The organism is Streptomyces sp. NPDC059861 (assembly GCF_042731435.1).
In the GTDB taxonomy this organism is placed as follows: domain Bacteria; phylum Actinomycetota; class Actinomycetes; order Streptomycetales; family Streptomycetaceae; genus Streptomyces.
The window spans coordinates 103337-120541 of sequence record NZ_JBHWJQ010000023.1; the positions used below are offsets into that span (position 1 = coordinate 103337).

The window sequence follows — 17205 nt, forward strand, 5'->3', positions numbered from 1 at the left end:
CCTTCCCTATGGTGCTTCCGACCGTTGACCGTACCGCTCCGCGGGGCCCTGGCAAAAGCCGAGGGCCCATGCCCGAACAGGCATGGGCCCCAGGTGATCGGCTCCGATCGGTCCTGTTCAGACGCCGAGCAGGTCGACCACGAAGATCAGGGTCTCGCCGGGCTTGATCGCCGGGGTCGGGCTCTGGTTGCCGTAGGCGAGGTGGGCCGGGATGGTGAGCTGGCGACGGCCGCCGACCTTCATGCCCTGCACGCCCTTGTCCCAGCCGGCGATGACACGGCCGCCACCCAGCGGGAAGCGGAACGGCGTGCCGCGGTTCCAGCTGGCGTCGAACTCCTCGCCCGTGCTGAAGGCGACACCGACGTAGTGCACGGTGACCGTCTGGCCGGCCTCCGCAACGGGGCCGTCGCCTTCCCAGATGTCCTTGATCTCGAGGTCCGCCGGGGGCTCGCCGCCCGGGAAGTCGATCTCGGGCTTGTCGATGCTCACGTCTTCAGCTCCTGCTCGTGTGGGGAAAGGCGAACACGCACAGTCTTACATTCCCGGCGATCACATCGCCGCGAGGATGTCGACCGAGAAGACCAGCGTCGAGTCCTTCTCGATGCCACTGCCCTGCGGCGGGTTGTCGCCGTACCCCAGCTCCGGCGGGATGACGATGAGGACCCGGCTGCCGACCTTCTTGCCGGTCAGACCCTGCGCCCAGCCCTTGACGACCTGCTGGAGCGAGAAGGAGGTCAGCGCCTTGCGGCTGTACGACGAGTCGAACTCCTTGCCGGTGTCCCAGAGCACGCCCTTGTACTGCACGAGCACGGTGCTGTCGGCGCTCAGCTCCTCGCCGTCGCCCTCGATCACGTAGGTCGCCACCAGCTCGGTCGGCGCGTCGGTCTTGGGGATCTCGATCGAGGGTGCCTTGCCGTCGGTGTTGGTGCCGACCTTGGGCAGGTCCGCGTCGTCCTGCGCGACGTCGGTGCCCTTGGCGGAGCTGCTCGCGTTGTACGTGTCCTCGATGTCGATGACGAAGACGAGCGTGTCGGTGCCCTTGATGCCCGCCTGGGGGTTGCCCTGCTCGCCGTACCCCCAGGTGGGCGGGACGGCCATCTCGACACGGCTGCCGGTCTTCTTGCCGGCCAGCCCGTAACGCCAGCCGTCGATGATGCTGCCCTGGGAGAGCTGGATGAGCAGCGGCGTCTTGCGGTCGTAGGAGTTGTCGAAGACCTTCGCGCTGGACCAGATCTGACCCAGGTAGTTGGCCACGAGGTAGTCGTTCTCCGCGACGGTGCGGCCGCCGCCCGCGATCACCGTCTTCACGGCGAGGTCCTTCGACGGCTCGCCACTGCCCTTGGCCACCGTGGGCTTCTCGCCGAACTTGGTGCCCGCGGTGATCGCCGGCAGCGGTCCGTCGACGATCTTCGGTGACGGTGCTGCGGAGGGCGACGCCGGGTCCGAGGGCGACGCGGTGTCGCTGGCCTTGCCGGAGTCGGACCCTTCGTCGCCGCAGGCGGCGAGTGTGACCAGTCCAGCGGGAACGGCGATGAGCAGTGAGCGTCGGCGCACGGTGGGGGCCTCGTAATCGGTCGATCTTGTTGATGGCGTGCGCGCAACTCTACGGTGTGAGAAGAGCGCCGTACGGGAAACGTACGGCGCCCGTGTGGCGTTCCGGCTTCACTCGGAACACATGGCTCACATACCGGCGATCAGCTTCTCCACCCGGTCGTCCACGGAACGGAACGGGTCCTTGCACAACACCGTCCGCTGGGCCTGGTCATTGAGCTTGAGGTGAACCCAGTCGACGGTGAAGTCCCGGCGCTGCTCCTGGGCCCGCCGGATGAAGTCGCCGCGCAGCCGGGCCCGAGTGGTCTGCGGCGGAACCGACTTGCCTTCGAAGATCTTCAAGTCGTTGCAGATCCGGGCGGCTTGACCCTTTTTCTCCAGCAGGTAGTAGAGGCCACGACGGCGGTGGATGTCGTGATAGGCGAGGTCTATCTGGGCGACCCGCGGATTCGACATGGTCATGTTGTGCTTGGCCCGGTACCGCTCGATGAGCTTGTACTTCATGACCCAGTCGATCTCGGTGTCGATCCGGTCCAGGTCCTCGGCCTCGATGGCGTCGAGCGTACGGCCCCACAGCTCCAGCACCTGTTCGACGATGCCGGTGCGGATGCCGCGCCGCTCGCAGAAGTCGACGGCCTTCTCGAAGTACTCGCGCTGCACCTCCAGCGCCGAGGCCTCCCTGCCGCTGGCCAGTCGCACCTTGCGCCGGCCCGTTATGTCGTGACTGACCTCGCGGATCGCCCGAATGGGGTTCTCCAGGGTGAGGTCGCGCATCACCGTGCCCGCCTCGATCATGCGCAGCACCAGGTCGGTGGCGCCGACCTTGAGCAGCATGGTCGTCTCGGACATGTTCGAGTCGCCGACGATGACGTGCAGCCGACGGTAGCGCTCGGCGTCCGCGTGCGGCTCGTCGCGGGTGTTGATGATGGGCCGGGAACGGGTCGTCGCCGAGGAGACGCCCTCCCAGATGTGCTCGGCGCGCTGGCTGACGCAGTACACGGCCCCGCGCGGCGTCTGCAGCACCTTGCCGGCGCCGCACAGCAGCTGCCGGGTGACGAGGAACGGGATGAGGATGTCCGCCAGCCGGGAGAACTCCCCGTGGCGGGCCACCAGATAGTTCTCGTGGCAGCCGTAGGAGTTGCCGGCGGAGTCGGTGTTGTTCTTGAAGAGGTAGACGTCGCCCGCGATTCCTTCCTCGTGCAGGCGTCGTTCGGCGTCCACCAGGAGTCCTTCGAGAATGCGCTCGCCGGCCTTGTCGTGGGTGACCAGCTCGATCACGTTGTCACATTCGGGTGTCGCGTATTCCGGATGCGAGCCCACGTCGAGATAGAGGCGGGCGCCGTTCCGCAGAAAGACATTGCTGCTGCGGCCCCATGACACGACACGGCGGAAGAGGTACCGCGCCACCTCGTCAGGCGACAGACGGCGCTGTCCCCTGAACGTGCACGTGACGCCGTACTCGTTCTCCAGCCCGAAAATGCGGCGGTCCATGACTGAACATTACGCCCGATCCCCTGAACTGAAACGGGGTTCGGCAGCACGATTTGGATCATTTTCCGATGAAGCCGCAACGACCGCCGTTCCGGCGGGAGCTGCGAGTACCCGCCCCGTGGCCAGCAGAACCAGCAACGACACGGCTCCCGCCGCACCGGGCACGGCGAAGCCCCCCAGCGCCCCGCCCCACTCGACGACGGGCCCCGCCAGCCCCGTTCCGACCGAGGCACCCACGGTGAACGTCGTCACAAGCCAGGAGAAGGCCTCGGTGACGGTCCCTCGCGGAGCGTGCCGGTCGACGATGACGAAGGCGCAGGCGATGGCGGGTGCGAGGAAGACACCGGCCAGCCCGGACAGGGCGGTCATCGCGACGGGCCCGGGCATCAGCATCAGCGGCAGGTAACAGACCGCCAGAAGCCCCACGAGCACCCGCAGTCGCCGTTCGGGGGAACCGGCCCACTCCCGCGCCCCGTAGCCGACCCCGCCGACCAGCGCGCCGAGTCCCAGGGCCGCCATCAGCCAGCCGTACACCGCGTCACCGCCTCGGTCGTCCGCGTAGGACACCGCGGCGACCGTGATGGAGCCGAGCGCCACGCCGACGAAGAGGAACGCGGCCAGCAGGGCCAGCAGCCCCGGTGAGCGCAGCGCGCCCAGCCAGTGCGCCTCGCGCGGCGCCGAGCGCCACGCGCGCGAGGGCGGCGACAGCACGACGGAGAGCGCGCCGAGCACCCCGACGACGTTCAGCACCAGCAGGGCGACCTGCGCCGACCACAGGGACACGCAGAGCGTCACCAGCAGCGGCCCGGCCGTGAACATGACTTCCTGGGCCACCGCGTCCATGGCGTACGCCGTGTGGATCTGGTCCTCGCGGCGCAGCACCGAGGGCCACAGCGCGCGCAGGCCGCCCTCCAGGGGCGGTGTGAAGAGCCCGGCGGCGGCGACGGCAGCGTAGGAGAGCGGCAGCGCCTCGGTGCCGCTGAGGGCGAAGCCGGCCATGGCGAGCGCCGAGAGCAGCGCGGCCGGCAGCTGGATCCGGGGCTGCCCGTGCAGGTCGACCAGCCGCCCCAGCAGGGGCTGTCCCACCGCGTTGGCGACGCCGTAGACGGCCGCCAGGGCGCCGGCCAGGCTGTAGGAGCCGCCCTCGGCGCGGATGAACAGCACGATCGCGATCGCTGCGGTGGCGTTGGGCAGCCGGCCCACGAGTGTGCCGGTCAGCAGCCTCGCGGCGTGTTTCGCCCTGAGGATCTCCCCGTATCCCACGGCCATGACCCCGCCCTCCGCCGAAGTTTTACGTATAACGTCCATTGCCATACGTACCATGTGCGCTGTTCACCCGTCCAGGCGAAGCCCGGACCCCACGCGACGAAGGAGCAGGCCGAGTGGCACGAGCCGGCACCCGCCCCACCAGCCGGGACGTCGCCGAGGCCGCCGGGGTCTCGCAGGCCGCCGTGTCGCTGGTGCTGGGCGAGAAGTGGCGCGGCCGCGTCTCGGAGGCGACGGCCGAGCGGGTCCGGGCGGCCGCCCGTGACCTGGGCTACCGCCCCAACCTCGCCGCCCGCAACCTGCGCCTCGGCCACACCCGCACGGTCCTGCTGGTCGTCCCCGCCCTGACCACCGAGTTCTTCGCCGGCGTCTACACCGGGGCCGCCCGCGTCGCCGCCGAGCACGGCTTCGGCGTGGTGCTCTACCCCTCCCCCGAGGGCATCGGGCCCGCGCGAAGCCCCTTCGCGTCCGCCCAGGCCGCCCTGGACGGCGTCATCGCCTCCTCCATGGCCGCCGACGCCCTCACCGCCATCCGAGGCGACCAGCTGCCCCTGGTGATGCTCGACAGCGATCCCAGGGGCAGCCTGGGCGCGGCCACGGTCAACCTCGACATCGCCGACGGCGTCCGCCAGGTCACCGACCACCTGCTGGGCCTCGGCCACCGCCACTTCCTGCACCTGGCGGCCGACGTGCCGTCCTGGACCTTCGAGGTGCGCGCCCGGGAGCTCGCCGCGCGCGTGGGAGCCGTCCCCGGGACGACCGTGCACACGGCCCGCGCGCCCATCTCCATCGACGACGCCCTGAGCGCCGCCGAGGCCGCGCTCGGGAGCCGCCCCGCCACCGCCGTCGTCTGCGACGACGACAAGCTGGCGGCGGGCGCCTACAAGGCCGTCCGGCGGCTGGGTCTGCGCGTCCCCGACGACATCTCCGTCACCGGCCTCGACGACCTCGCCCTGGCCACCGCGATCGACCCGGAGCTGACGACCGTGCGCCTGGACGCCGAGCTGTTCGGGGAACGCGGTATGCGGGCCCTGCTGGCGGTCCTGGAGGGCCGGGAGCCCGAGGGCGGGGACATCCCGGTCGAGCTGGTCGTACGGGGCTCCACGGCGCCGCCACCGGCGCTCTGAAACGCCGGATGCCCCGGCCGTCGGGACCGGGGCATCCGCAAGGGGGTCGGGCGGGCCGAGACGGGTCTACTCGTCCTCGCCGGCCTCGTCCTCGGCCTCCGCGGCGGACGAGGCCCCGCCCGCCTCCAGCAGTCGGCCGAGCTGTCGGCCGGTGATCCGCCTGAACTTGCGCTTCTGCGGGCGCGTCCGGTCCAGCACCGCCACCTCCAGGCGCTCGGCGGGGATCTCCCGCTGGCTGCCGTTGGTGTCACGGGACAGGGCCTGCACGGCCAGCTTCAGCGCCTCGGCGAGCGTCATGCCGTCCTGGTGGCGCTGGTCCAGATAGCCGCTGATCTGCTCGGCGTTGCCGCCCACCGCGACGGAGCCGTGCTCGTCCACGATCGAGCCGTCGTGCGGGAGCCGGTAGATCTGGTCGCCCTCGGGCGTCTCGCCGACCTCGGCGACGACCAGCTCCACCTCGTACGGCTTCTCGGCCGCGCTGGAGAAGATCGTGCCCAGCGTCTGCGCGTAGACGTTGGCGAGGCCGCGGGCGGTCACGTCGTCGCGGTCGTAGGTGTACCCACGCAGGTCGGCGTAGCGGACACCGCCGATGCGCAGGTTCTCGTACTCGTTGTACTTGCCGGCGGCCGCGAAGCCGATCCGGTCGTAGATCTCGCTGAACTTGTGCAGCGCGCGGGACGGGTTCTCGCCGACGAAGACGATGCCGTCGGCGTACTGCAGCACGACCAGGCTGCGGCCCCGGGCGATGCCCTTGCGGGCGTACTCCGCCCGGTCGGCCATGGCCTGCTGGGGTGAGACATAGAACGGCGTCGACACCGGCTATCCGTCCCTTTCTGTCGAAGTCACTGGAGAACCCTCGGACAACAAACGGCCGCCGGCTACAGCAGCGCGGCCCGCGGGCCGTCGGGCTGCTCCAGCCGGCGCTCCAGGATCGCGCGGGCGATCGCGGAGCCCTCGTCCTCGGTGAGCCGGCGGAAGCCGTCCTCGGTGATCACGGTGACGATCGGGTAGATCCGGCGGGCGACATCGGGACCACCGGTCGCCGAGTCGTCGTCTGCCGCGTCGTAGAGGGCCTGCACCACGAGGGTCGTGGCCTGGTCCTCGGTCAGGTCCTCACGGAAGAGCTTCTTCATGGCGCCGCGCGCGAAGATCGAACCGGAGCCGGTGGCCGCGAAGCCCTGCTCCTCGGAGCGGCCGCCCGTCACGTCGTAGGAGAAGATGCGGCCCTTGCCCCGGTCCACGTCGTAGCCGGCGAAGAGCGGCACCACGGCGAGGCCCTGCATGGCCATGCCGAGGTTGGAACGGATCATGGTCGACAGCCGGTTCGCCTTGCCCTCCAGGGACAGCTGGGCGCCCTCGACCTTCTCGAAGTGCTCCAGCTCCAGCTGGAAGAGCTTGACCATCTCGACGGCCAGACCGGCGGTGCCGGCGATGCCGACGGCCGAGTACTCGTCCGCCGGGAAGACCTTCTCGATGTCGCGCTGCGCGATGACGTTGCCCATGGTGGCCCGGCGGTCACCGGCGAGCACGACTCCGCCGGGGAACGTCACGGCCACGATCGTGGTGCCGTGCGGCGCCTCGATCACACCCTGGGTGGGAGGCAGTTGCCGGTTGCCGGGCAGCATCTCCGGCTGGTGCCTGGCCAGGAAGTCCATGAAGGAGGAGGACCCAGGCGTCAGGAAGGCAGCTGGTAGACGCCCGGTGCTACGAGTGTTGGCTTCCACGCGTTTCCTTCCAAGTAGTCAGCAGCTCGGTACACGGCTTCGGGATCGTCACTCAACAGGCCGACGCCGGTATCGCAGTTGAAGCAAGGTACGCCACGGACCCTACCCGTCTCATGGCGGTGATCCACATGAAGGGCGGAAGCCTTCCGGCAGATCACACGCAGCCGCGGGCGAAGACCACGCGCGGCTCGGACCCACCGCACCGCGCGTGGCACCTCATCGGCGGGATGCCGGACACCCACACCCCCGTCGACCTTCGATTCGAAGGGCAAGTGGGCTTACTGCCCACCCTTTTGCACGAAGGAACGCACGAAGTCCTCTGCGTTCTCCTCCAAGACGTCGTCGATCTCGTCCAGTACCGAGTCCACGTCGTCCGAGAGCTTCTCCTGACGCTCCTTGAGGTCCTCCGAAGCCTGCGCCTCTGTCGCCTGCTCCTCGACCTCCTCGGTGGAACGCGTCGCCTTCTGCTGTCCGCCGCCGGTGTCCTTGGTCGCCATAACCCTCACCCCGCTCGGTTCGCCCGAATGTTCGACATCGCTGCCGATCGGTCATGATCAGACCCTACAAGCCGGGTCCGACAATGGCCCCGCAGTTTCTGCAACGTACGAGGGCCACCTCGATGATTCCCGGGCGCCAGGATTTCCACCCTGTGCGCCCGGCCCCGCCCGAGTACCCGCTCAGCCGCCGCTCAGGACCTTGACCAGGTCTTCCGCGGTGCGGCAGCGGTCCAAGAGCTCCTTGACGTGATTACGCGTTCCGCGAAGCGGTTCCAGGGTTGGAACGCGCTGCAGGGAGTCCCGGCCCGGCAGGTCGAAGATCACCGAGTCCCAGGACGCCGCGGCCACGTCGTCGGCGTACTGCTCCAGGCAGCGCCCGCGGAAGTACGCGCGCGTGTCCTCCGGCGGCTTGGACTTCGCCCGCTCGACGTCCTCCTCGGTCAGCAGCCGCTTGATCCGGCCGCGCGAGGCCAGACGGTTGTACAGGCCCTTGTCGGGGCGTACGTCCGCGTACTGGAGGTCGACCAGGTGCAGCCGGGCGGCGTCCCAGTCGAGGCCGTCACGGCGCCGGTAGCCCTCCATCAGCTCCCGCTTGGCGACCCAGTCCAGCTCGCCGGACAGGCTCATCGGATCGTGCTCCAGCCGGTTGAGGGTGTCCTCCCAGCGCTGCAGGACGTCCTTGGTCTGCTCGTCGGCGTCGGCCCCGAAGCGCTCCTCGACGTACTTGCGGGACAGCTCGTAGTACTCCATCTGCAGCTGGACCGCGGTCAGCGTCCGGCCGCTGCGGAGCGTGACGAGACGCTTGAGCGAGGGGTCGTGCGAGACCTGGTGCAGGGTGCGTACGGGCTGGTCGACGGCCAGGTCGACGGCGATGAAGCCGTCCTCGATCATGGACAGCACCAGGGCCGTGGTGCCCAGCTTGAGGTAGGTCGAGATCTCCGACAGGTTCGCGTCGCCGATGATCACGTGCAGCCGGCGGTACTTCTCCGCGTCGGCGTGCGGCTCGTCGCGCGTGTTGATGATCGGACGCTTCAGCGTCGTCTCCAGGCCGACCTCGACCTCGAAGTAGTCCGCGCGCTGGCTCAGCTGGAAGCCGTGCTCGTGCCCGTCCTGGCCGATGCCGACGCGGCCCGCTCCGGCGAAGACCTGCCGGGAGACGAAGAAGGGCGTCAGGTGGCGCACGATGTCCGAGAAGGGGGTCTCCCGCTTCATCAGGTAGTTCTCGTGCGTGCCGTAGGAGGCGCCCTTGTTGTCGGTGTTGTTCTTGTACAGGTGGATCGGCTGGGCGCCGGGCAGCTGGGCGGCCCGTTCCGCGGCCTCCGCCATGATCCGCTCACCGGCCTTGTCCCAGAGCACGGCGTCGCGGGGGTTGGTCACCTCCGGAGCGCTGTACTCGGGGTGTGCGTGGTCCACGTAGAGACGGGCCCCGTTGGTCAGGATGACGTTGGCGAGGCCGATGTCCTCGTCGGTGAGCTGGCTGGAGTCGGCGGCCTCACGGGCGAGGTCGAAGCCCCGTGCGTCGCGCAGCGGATTCTCCTCCTCGAAGTCCCAGCGGGCCCGACGGGCCCGGTGCATCGCCGCCGCGTAGGCGTTGACGATCTGGGACGAGGTGAGCATGGCATTGGCGTTGGGGTGGCCGGGGACGGAGATCCCGTACTCCGTCTCGATGCCCATTACTCGCCGTACGGTCATGCGGCCCTCCTTGCCCGGCGGTGCCCTCGGTCGTGGACGCCGCTCAGATACCGCTGGCGCTCGGTTGCGTGTGCGGTGCCCGTCCCCGCACTGCGCGATCCGGCGGTACGGAAGAGCCTAGAACGCCTTTGCGCTGGTGGGGAGATCATTTGCGTCATTGCTGTGCTCCAGCCGTGGCCCGAAAAACAGTCGGCTGCGGGTACCCGCTGAGGGCACCCGCAGCCGCCCTGCCTTTTACAGGTACTGACCCGTGTTCGCCACCGTGTCGATGGAGCGTCCGGTGTCCGCGCCCTGCTTTCCGGTGATGAGCGTACGGATGTACACGATCCGTTCGCCCTTCTTTCCGGAGATGCGGGCCCAGTCGTCCGGGTTGGTGGTGTTGGGCAGGTCCTCGTTCTCCTTGAACTCGTCCACGCAGGCCTGGAGGAGGTGGGAGACGCGCAGGCCCTTCTGGTTGTGCTCCAGGAAGTCCTTGATCGCCATCTTCTTGGCGCGGCCGACGATGTTCTCGATCATGGCGCCGGAATTGAAGTCCTTGAAGTACAGGACTTCCTTGTCACCGTTGGCGTACGTCACCTCGAGGAAGCGGTTTTCCTCGGACTCGGCGTACATGTGTTCCACAGCGGTCTGGATCATGCTCTGGACCGTCATGGACTTGTCGTCGCCGTGCTCGGTCACGTCGTCGGCGTGCAGCGGAAGGCGCTCGGTGAGGTACTTGCCGAAGATGTCCTTGGCCGCCTCGGCGTCCGGACGCTCGATCTTGATCTTCACGTCGAGCCGGCCGGGGCGCAGGATCGCGGGGTCGATCATGTCCTCACGGTTGGAGGCACCGATCACGACCACGTTCTGCAGGCCCTCCACACCGTCGATCTCGGCGAGCAGCTGCGGGACGATGGTGTTCTCCACGTCCGAGCTGACACCGGAGCCGCGGGTGCGGAAGAGGGACTCCATCTCGTCGAAGAAGACGATGACGGGGGTGCCCTCGCTGGCCTTCTCCCGGGCCCGCTGGAAGACGAGGCGGATCTGCCGCTCCGTCTCACCGACGTACTTGTTCAGCAGCTCGGGGCCCTTGATGTTGAGGAAGAAGCTCTTGCCGGCGGCCTGGCCGGTGACCTCGGCGACCTTCTTGGCCAGCGAGTTGGCGACGGCCTTGGCGATGAGCGTCTTGCCGCATCCGGGCGGCCCGTAGAGCAGCACGCCCTTGGGCGGGCGCAGTTCGTGCTCCTTGAACAGGTCCGGGTAGAGGTACGGCAGCTCGACCGCGTCGCGGATGGCCTCGATCTGGCCGCCGAGGCCGCCGATCTGCTCGTAGCCGATGTCGGGGACCTCTTCGAGGACGAGCTCCTCGACCTCGCTCTTGGGAACGATCTCGTAGACGTAGCCGGAGCGCGGTTCGAGCAGCAGGGCGTCGCCGGGTCGGATGTTGACGTCCAGCAGCGGCTCGGCGAGCCGTACCACCCGTTCCTCGTCGGTGTGCCCGAGCACCAGGGCGCGCTCGCCGTCCTCCAGGATCTCCTTGAGGGTGACGATGTCCCCGACGCGCTCGTACTTCATGGCCTCGACCACGTTGAGCGCCTCGTTGAGCATTACTTCCTGGCCGCGCCGCAGGTCCTCGAGTTCGACGCTGGGGCTGACGTTCACGCGGAGCTTGCGGCCCCCCGTGAAGATGTCGGCGGTGTCGTCCTCGTTCGCCTGCAGGAAGACACCGAAGCCGGCCGGCGGCTGGGCGAGCCGGTCGACCTCTTCCTTGAGGGCCACGATCTGGTCGCGTGCCTCACGGAGCGTGTTGGCGAGTCGCTCGTTCTGAGCGGACACGCCGGCCAGGTTGGTCTGCAGCTCGACGATCCGCTCTTCGAGAATCCTCGTGTGCCGCGGAGAGTCGGCGAGCTTGCGTCGCAGGACGGCGATCTCCTGCTCAAGGTAGGCAATCTGCCCGGCCGGGTCGTCGGACCCGCGTCCCGGGCGGATGCCGCGGTTCATGTCGTCGTCGTGGGCTGCCACGGTCCTCACCTCCTCCAAGGGGAGCTGGACGCTTCCAGACCCTACCTGGGTGGGTGTCGATTGAAACCCCTAGATCACAAAGACTGTCGGGGTGTGTCCGATCTTCACCCTTGCGCTCTCCCTCACGCCAGGGGAATACCCAGCGAACGGGATACGAAAGCGAGCGAAGGTAGGGTCGAAGCGTTCAACACCCGTCAGAGCTGGCCGGATTCCCGTACGGCCGGGCGGGCAAAAGGCAGGAGAGGTGACCGTGCAGCAGGAGGCCGGAGTCGACGGCGAGGCACTCGAGGTCTGGATCGATCAGGATCTCTGTACCGGCGACGGCATCTGCGCCCAGTACGCCCCCGAGGTGTTCGAGCTGGACATCGACGGTCTGGCCTACGTGAAGGGCACGGACGACGAGCTGTTGCAGGCCCAGGGAGCCACAACGCCCGTACCGCTGCCGCTCCTCACGGATGTGATCGACTCGGCGAAGGAGTGTCCGGGCGACTGCATCCATGTGCGACGGATTTCGGACAGGGTGGAGATCTACGGCCCGGACGCAGAGTGACCGGATCCTTACGTCCCGTCATGACTGTCTGATTTCTCACACAGGCGGGTTGCGGGCGTCAGACGCTCCGGGCGTCGGCGGGTGACGAGCGGACGAACGCACCGTTCCCCCACTGCCACTTCGCGTCCTCCTCCACGTCCGGACAGCAGGTCGGGACGTCCGGGGAGGAGTAGCCGAGCAGCGTCGCGAGGACGACTCCGTCCCGGACGGCGAAGTCGCGGACGGTGGACCGGTCCTTGGGGTCGACGAGCGTGGCCACCACACGGGGGCGGGTCGCGCCGTCGCCCTGGGTGAGGACGTACACGCCGTCGGGGGGTGTGCTTATGCCCGCGTCGCAGTGCACCACGGCGACGGTTTCCGGCCGCCCGTCCCCGTCGAGGTCCCCGGACGCCTTCCTCTCCACCACGGCCTTCACGGGCCCGCATTCGAGGGGGAAGGCGACGCCGTCGGTGGCGGGCGGCGCGGCGGCCGGCAGGGCCGGGCGGCCCGGCGCCTGGGCGGCGGTCGCCGAATCCGGCGGCAGCAGGGACGACAGGGCGACGACACCGGCGACGGCGGTCGCGGTGGCGACCCAGTGGATCGGCCGGGTGTGCGTGTGAGCCAGTTCCGGAACGGCGGGTTGCTGCACTAGGAGTGTCTCCTGTGAGGGCTGTGCCGGTGGGGGTGGCCAGCATGGTGCCACACGTCACAGTGTTGGGGAACGGCGGGGGTCGGCCCTTGTGAGGTGGGGGTCTGCCGGTACGTCAACGTGACGGCGCCGTGGCCGCGTTCCCTGCGGTCTGCGGGAACTCGGCCACGGCGCCGTCACGTTGTACGCGGCACGGGGCCGCCTCAGCGGCCCATGCCTCCGTCGGCGTTGGGGCCGGAGTAGTCCTCGCCGTAGGCACCCTTGGCGGGGCGGCGGCGGCGCATGGGCGGCTCGACGCCGTCGGCGAGGCGGCGGGCGGTGAGGAGGAACCCCGTGTGGCCGATCATCCGGTGGTCCGGGCGGACGGCGAGGCCCTCGACGTGCCAGTTGCGGATCATCGTCTCCCAGGAGGTCGGCTCGTTGAAGCAGCCGATCTCGCGGATGGACTCGACGGTCCGGGCGAGCTGGGTGGTGGTCGCGACGTAGCAGCACAGGATGCCGCCGGGCACGAGCGCCTTGGAGACGGCCTCCAGGCACTCCCACGGGGCGAGCATGTCGAGGATGACGCGGTCGACGTCGGTGTCCGACAGGTTGTCCTGGAGGTCGCCGACGGTGAGCTGCCAGGCCGGGTGCGGGCCGCCGAAGTAGCGCTCCACGTTGGCCTGGGCGATCTCGGCGAAGTCCTCGCGGCGCTCGTAGCTGTGCAGCATGCCCTGGTCGCCGATGGCCCGCAGCAGGAAGCTGCTGAGCGACCCCGAACCGACGCCGGCCTCCACGACGCGCGCGCCGGGGAAGATGTCGGCGAAGGACAGGATCTGCCCCGCGTCCTTGGGGTAGACGACGGCTGCCCCACGGGGCATGGACAGGACGTAGTCGGGGAGCAGGGGGCGCAGCGCGAGGTAGGCGACGTTTCCGGTGGTGCGGACAACGCTGCCCTCGGGAGCGCCGATCAGTTCGTCGTGCGGGAAGGAACCCTTGTGGGTGTGGAAGTTCTTCCCGGCCTCGAGCGTGAACGTGTAGTGGCGGCCCTTGGGGTCGGTCAGCTGAACCTGGTCCCCGACCTTGAAGGGCCCGCGCCTGCGGGCGGCACCGGTCGGTTCGGACATGTGAACAGCCTACCGGCGATTACGGGGGCCGCCGACCACTACGATGGCCTGGCCATGGCCTTGACGAAGGCCCGCTCGACGTCCGCGGCGGACAGCACGCCGTAGATCTCCCCGGTGTCCTCGACCACCAGGTACTCGGTCGCGGGGGTGGCCCGGAGCACCTCCAGAAGGTCCTCGCCGGCCAGCTCGGCGGAGACCCGCATGCCGTCGGCGATGTCCTGGGCGAGGCCGCTCACCGCGACCCATGGGCGGCGGTGTTCGGGTACGCCGACGATCGCGGCCTCGCGGACCAGCGAGACCGGGTTGCCGTCGGCGTCGACGACGACCAATGCGCGGGCGCCGGCGGCGTTGGCACGCCGCAGGGCCTCCGAGAGGGGGGTGTCGCTCTCGACCGGCACCGCGCGCCGGGTGAGCGCGCGGGCGCGCAGTTCGGGGAGGTGCTCGCGCAGCCGGGCGACGCGCAGGCTGTTGCCGGCGCCGGTCCAGATGATCGCGGCGAGGATGGCGGCCAGCAGGGCGTCCATGACGGTGTCCATGCCGACGTTGTCCACGGCGTCGCGGCCGAGCGCGCCGGACTGGGTGAGCAGCGGGAGCCCGATCAGGACGGAGACGGCCAGGGCGCGGCCGACCCAGGCGGCGGCGACGGTGCCGCTCATCGGCCTGCCGGTGATCTTCCAGACGACGGCGCGGAGCATACGGCCGCCGTCGAGGGGGAGGCCGGGCAGGAGGTTGAAGGCGGCCACGATGAGGTTGGAGATCATCAGGCCGGCCAGCAGCACGCCGGGGACCGTGCCGGGCTCGACCGGCTGCAGGGCGAGGTAGAACAGGCCGGCCAGCACGAGGGAGAGCAGCGGACCGACGAACGCGAGGACGAACTCCCGGCCCGGTGTCTCGGCCTCCTTCTCGATCTCGGAGACCCCGCCGAAGAACTGGAGCTGGATACGGCGCACCGGCAGCTTGTAGCGCAGGGCCGCCACGGTGTGGGCCAGCTCGTGCACGAGCACGGAGGCGTAGAAGGCGACGGCGAAGAAGAGGGAGACCAGATAGCGGGCGGCGCCCAGCTCGGGCAGCACGCGCTCCAGCTGCCCGCCGAACACCCAGGTGATCAGGGCGGCCACCAGGAACCAGCTGGGCGCCACGTACACCGGCACCCCGAAGGGGCGTCCCATCAGCAGCCCGCCACGCGGCCCCGGGGTGCGCTGGGGGGCGGCCCCTTTGCCGGGGGCGGAGTGGGCGAGGGTGCGGTGGGCCAGGTGGGGGTCGGAGGCGTCGGGGTGGTCGTGACGGTCGCCGCCCGGCTGGTCGTTGACACCCCGTTCGCCGGGGTGGGCGGGGTGGGCGGGCGGTCGGCTGGTGTCGTCCGGCCCGCCCGGCCCGTTCGGCTGATCGTCGCCGCCGCGGGCCTCCGGGGACGCGCCGGCGGGGTCCGGCTCGGTGCCGGCCGGCTCGGGCGACGGCAGGTCGGGCGCGGGCGGGTCCGGGGGCGTTGAGTCCGGGCGTGTGGGGTCCGGGCGTGTGGATTCCGTGGCCGGGGCCGTACGGTCTGGCTGGTGCCGGTGCGACTCGTCGGTGTCCGGCCGCGGCTGCCCGCTCCCGCCGCTCTCGTCCACGGTGTCCCCTCGTTCGAAGCGTCTCCCGCCCCTGCCGGGCGGAAGGGTCTCGGGTCGATGGTATGCGTCCGTTGGGGCGCGTTCCGCCCCGGCACCCCCTCTGTTCTCCCCGTCGTCGCCCCGTCAGGACTGACGGCTGGGTCACTGTCAGTGGCGGGCCGTATGGTCTGTGGGCATGGACACCAGCACCGAGGGCGCGGCGCAGCAGCCCCCAAGCGGCGGGAGGGCCGAGGCGACGGAAGGGCATCCGTCCGTCACGGTCGAGCCTACGACCCGAAGCGCGACGGCGGCGGTGACGGCGGAGACCGAGGCCGCCGCCACGACCGAGGTCACCGGGCCCGTCGCCATAGCGCCCACCTCGCTCTCCCCCTCGCGTGCCGGCGACTTCATGCAGTGCCCGCTCCTGTACCGGTTCCGGGTGATCGACCGGCTGCCCGAGAAGCCCAGCGCGGCGGCGACCCGGGGCACCCTGGTCCACTCGGTCCTGGAGCGCCTCTTCGACGCCCCCGCGGCGGAGCGCACCCCGCCACGCGCGAAGTCGCTCGTCCCCGGCCAGTGGCAGCGGCTGCGTGAGGCCAGGCCGGAGGTGGAGGAGCTGTTCGCCGACGATCCGGAGGGTGACCGGCTGGCCGGCTGGCTGACGGAGGCGGAACAGCTCGTCGAGCGCTGGTTCACTCTGGAGGATCCGACGCGGCTGGAGCCGGCCGAGCGGGAGCTGTTCGTGGAGACGGAGCTGGACTCGGGGCTGCGGCTGCGCGGGATCATCGACCGGGTCGACGTGGCGCCGACCGGCGAGGTCCGGATCGTCGACTACAAGACGGGCAAGGCACCCCGGCCCGAGTACGCCGAAGGTGCCTTGTTCCAGATGAAGTTCTACGCGCTGGTCGTCTGGCGGCTGAAGAAGGTGATCCCGCGCCGGCTCCAGCTCGTCTATCTCGGCAGCGGTGACGTACTGACGTACGACCCGGTCCGCGCCGACCTGGAGCGGGTCGAGCGCAAGCTGCTGGCGCTGTGGGAGGCGATCCGCCAGGCCACCGAGACCGGCGACTGGCGGCCCCGCCCGACCAAGCTGTGCGGCTGGTGCGACCACCAGGCCAACTGCCCGGAGTTCGGCGGCACTCCCCCGCCCTACCCCCTGCCGGTGCGCCCGGCCGGCGGCGTCCTGCCCGCCCCGACGAGGGCGCCGGACTCGGCCGCGGTGGAGCAGGGCAGAATGGGGCCGGACTAGCGAAGGAGACTTACGTGGCCATCCGCGTCCTACTGGTCGACGACCAGCCGCTGCTGCGTACGGGCTTCCGGATGATCCTGGAGGCCGAACAGGACATCGCGGTCGTCGGCGAGGCCGGAGACGGCCTCCAGGCACTCGACCAGGTGCGGGCGCTGCAGCCCGACGTGGTGCTCATGGACATCCGCATGCCGCGGATGGACGGCGTGGAGGCGACCCGGCAGATCACCGGCCCCGGCCGGGACGGCCCGGCCAAGGTGCTGGTGCTGACCACCTTCGACCTCGACGAGTACGTGGTGGAGGCCCTCAAGGCCGGCGCCAGCGGCTTCCTGCTCAAGGACGCCCCAGCCAACGAGCTGGTGCAGGCGATCCGGGTCGTCGCGAACGGCGAGGCGATGCTCGCCCCGAGCATCACGCGCCGGCTGCTCGACAAGTACGCCACGCATCTCCCGTCCGGCGAGGAGCCGGTGCCGGACGCCCTCGGCACACTCACCGAGCGCGAGGTGGAGGTGCTGAAGCTGGTCGCGCGCGGCCTGTCGAACGCCGAGATCGCCGCCGACCTGTTCGTCAGCGAAACCACGGTCAAGACGCACGTGGGCCATGTCCTCACCAAGCTCGGGCTGCGCGACCGGGTGCAGGCCGCGGTGTACGCGTACGAGAGCGGTCTGGTGCGCCCCGGCGCGCAGTGACCGGACCGCCGACACGACGCCGAGGGCGCCCGCTTCCCGGAGGAAGCG

At 70.0% G+C, this 17205-nt stretch carries 16 protein-coding genes and 1 pseudogene; 4 read left to right on the forward strand and 13 right to left on the reverse strand.

Annotated features, from left to right (window positions below; translation table 11 throughout):
- Positions 1-117 precede the first annotated feature (117 nt).
- The 4 genes from ACFV6X_RS21325 to ACFV6X_RS21340 all read right to left on the reverse strand — a co-directional run bounded on the left by ACFV6X_RS21325 (position 118) and on the right by ACFV6X_RS21340 (position 4311).
- Entirely contained in the window at positions 118-489 is a 372-nt protein-coding gene (locus tag ACFV6X_RS21325; RefSeq protein ID WP_385385703.1) for an FKBP-type peptidyl-prolyl cis-trans isomerase, read from the reverse strand.
- A 60-nt stretch (positions 490-549) separates the two neighbouring features.
- Positions 550-1554, reverse strand: coding sequence for an FKBP-type peptidyl-prolyl cis-trans isomerase (locus ACFV6X_RS21330; protein ID WP_385385705.1), 1005 nt, complete (start codon positions 1552-1554; stop codon positions 550-552).
- A 126-nt stretch (positions 1555-1680) separates the two neighbouring features.
- Entirely contained in the window at positions 1681-3042 is a 1362-nt protein-coding gene (pafA, locus tag ACFV6X_RS21335; RefSeq protein ID WP_365448399.1) for a Pup--protein ligase, read from the reverse strand.
- Between the two features lie 9 nt (positions 3043-3051).
- Positions 3052-4311 carry an MFS transporter gene (locus ACFV6X_RS21340; protein ID WP_385385707.1) on the reverse strand — a complete coding sequence of 420 codons (1260 nt, stop codon included), beginning with the start codon at positions 4309-4311 and terminating at the stop codon, positions 3052-3054.
- A 113-nt stretch (positions 4312-4424) separates the two neighbouring features.
- On the opposite strand from ACFV6X_RS21340, the gene ACFV6X_RS21345 reads away from it, so the two are divergent.
- The gene (locus ACFV6X_RS21345) at positions 4425-5435 is read left to right on the forward strand and encodes a LacI family DNA-binding transcriptional regulator (protein ID WP_385385708.1); all 1011 of its coding nucleotides are present in this window, start codon (positions 4425-4427) and stop codon (positions 5433-5435) included.
- 66 nt (positions 5436-5501) lie between these two features.
- Here ACFV6X_RS21345 and prcA read toward each other — a convergent pair whose 3' ends face one another.
- The 6 genes and pseudogenes from prcA to arc form a co-directional block, all read right to left on the reverse strand.
- Complete coding sequence (gene prcA / locus ACFV6X_RS21350) at positions 5502-6251, reverse strand: proteasome subunit alpha (protein ID WP_385385710.1); 750 nt, start codon at positions 6249-6251, stop codon at positions 5502-5504.
- Positions 6252-6313: 62 nt separating this feature from the next.
- On the reverse strand, positions 6314-7159 hold the full coding sequence (prcB, locus tag ACFV6X_RS21355) for a proteasome subunit beta (RefSeq protein ID WP_385385712.1): 846 nt from the start codon (positions 7157-7159) through the stop codon (positions 6314-6316).
- A pseudogene (locus ACFV6X_RS21360) lies at positions 7111-7314 on the reverse strand (endonuclease domain-containing protein); the annotation flags it as partial. The gene prcB and the pseudogene ACFV6X_RS21360, both read right to left, overlap by 49 nt.
- Positions 7315-7437: 123 nt before the next feature.
- Positions 7438-7656, reverse strand: a complete 219-nt coding sequence (locus ACFV6X_RS21365) for a ubiquitin-like protein Pup (protein ID WP_062722796.1) — start codon at positions 7654-7656, stop codon at positions 7438-7440.
- Between the two features lie 180 nt (positions 7657-7836).
- A complete protein-coding gene (gene dop / locus ACFV6X_RS21370; RefSeq protein ID WP_365448409.1) occupies positions 7837-9348 on the reverse strand; it encodes a depupylase/deamidase Dop in 1512 nt (503 codons plus the stop codon).
- Between the two features lie 234 nt (positions 9349-9582).
- Positions 9583-11349 carry a proteasome ATPase gene (arc, locus tag ACFV6X_RS21375; protein ID WP_365448411.1) on the reverse strand — a complete coding sequence of 589 codons (1767 nt, stop codon included), beginning with the start codon at positions 11347-11349 and terminating at the stop codon, positions 9583-9585.
- A 244-nt stretch (positions 11350-11593) separates the two neighbouring features.
- On the opposite strand from arc, the gene ACFV6X_RS21380 reads away from it, so the two are divergent.
- Entirely contained in the window at positions 11594-11899 is a 306-nt protein-coding gene (locus ACFV6X_RS21380) for a ferredoxin (RefSeq protein WP_385385714.1), read from the forward strand.
- Between the two features lie 58 nt (positions 11900-11957).
- Here ACFV6X_RS21380 and ACFV6X_RS21385 read toward each other — a convergent pair whose 3' ends face one another.
- The 3 genes from ACFV6X_RS21385 to ACFV6X_RS21395 form a co-directional block, all read right to left on the reverse strand.
- A complete protein-coding gene (locus ACFV6X_RS21385; RefSeq protein WP_385385716.1) occupies positions 11958-12527 on the reverse strand; it encodes a hypothetical protein in 570 nt (189 codons plus the stop codon).
- A gap of 203 nt (positions 12528-12730) precedes the next feature.
- The gene (locus ACFV6X_RS21390; RefSeq protein ID WP_365448417.1) at positions 12731-13633 is read right to left on the reverse strand and encodes a tRNA (adenine-N1)-methyltransferase; all 903 of its coding nucleotides are present in this window, start codon (positions 13631-13633) and stop codon (positions 12731-12733) included.
- Between the two features lie 38 nt (positions 13634-13671).
- Positions 13672-15243, reverse strand: a complete 1572-nt coding sequence (locus tag ACFV6X_RS21395; protein WP_385385718.1) for a site-2 protease family protein — start codon at positions 15241-15243, stop codon at positions 13672-13674.
- Between the two features lie 175 nt (positions 15244-15418).
- Here ACFV6X_RS21395 and ACFV6X_RS21400 point away from each other — a divergent pair, with 175 nt between their 5' ends.
- Positions 15419-16471, forward strand: a complete 1053-nt coding sequence (locus ACFV6X_RS21400; protein ID WP_385385719.1) for a RecB family exonuclease — start codon at positions 15419-15421, stop codon at positions 16469-16471.
- A 14-nt stretch (positions 16472-16485) separates the two neighbouring features.
- Positions 16486-17157: a response regulator transcription factor gene (locus ACFV6X_RS21405; protein ID WP_365448423.1), complete on the forward strand. Its 672-nt coding sequence runs from the start codon at positions 16486-16488 to the stop codon at positions 17155-17157.
- The last annotated feature ends 48 nt before the right edge of the window (positions 17158-17205 follow it).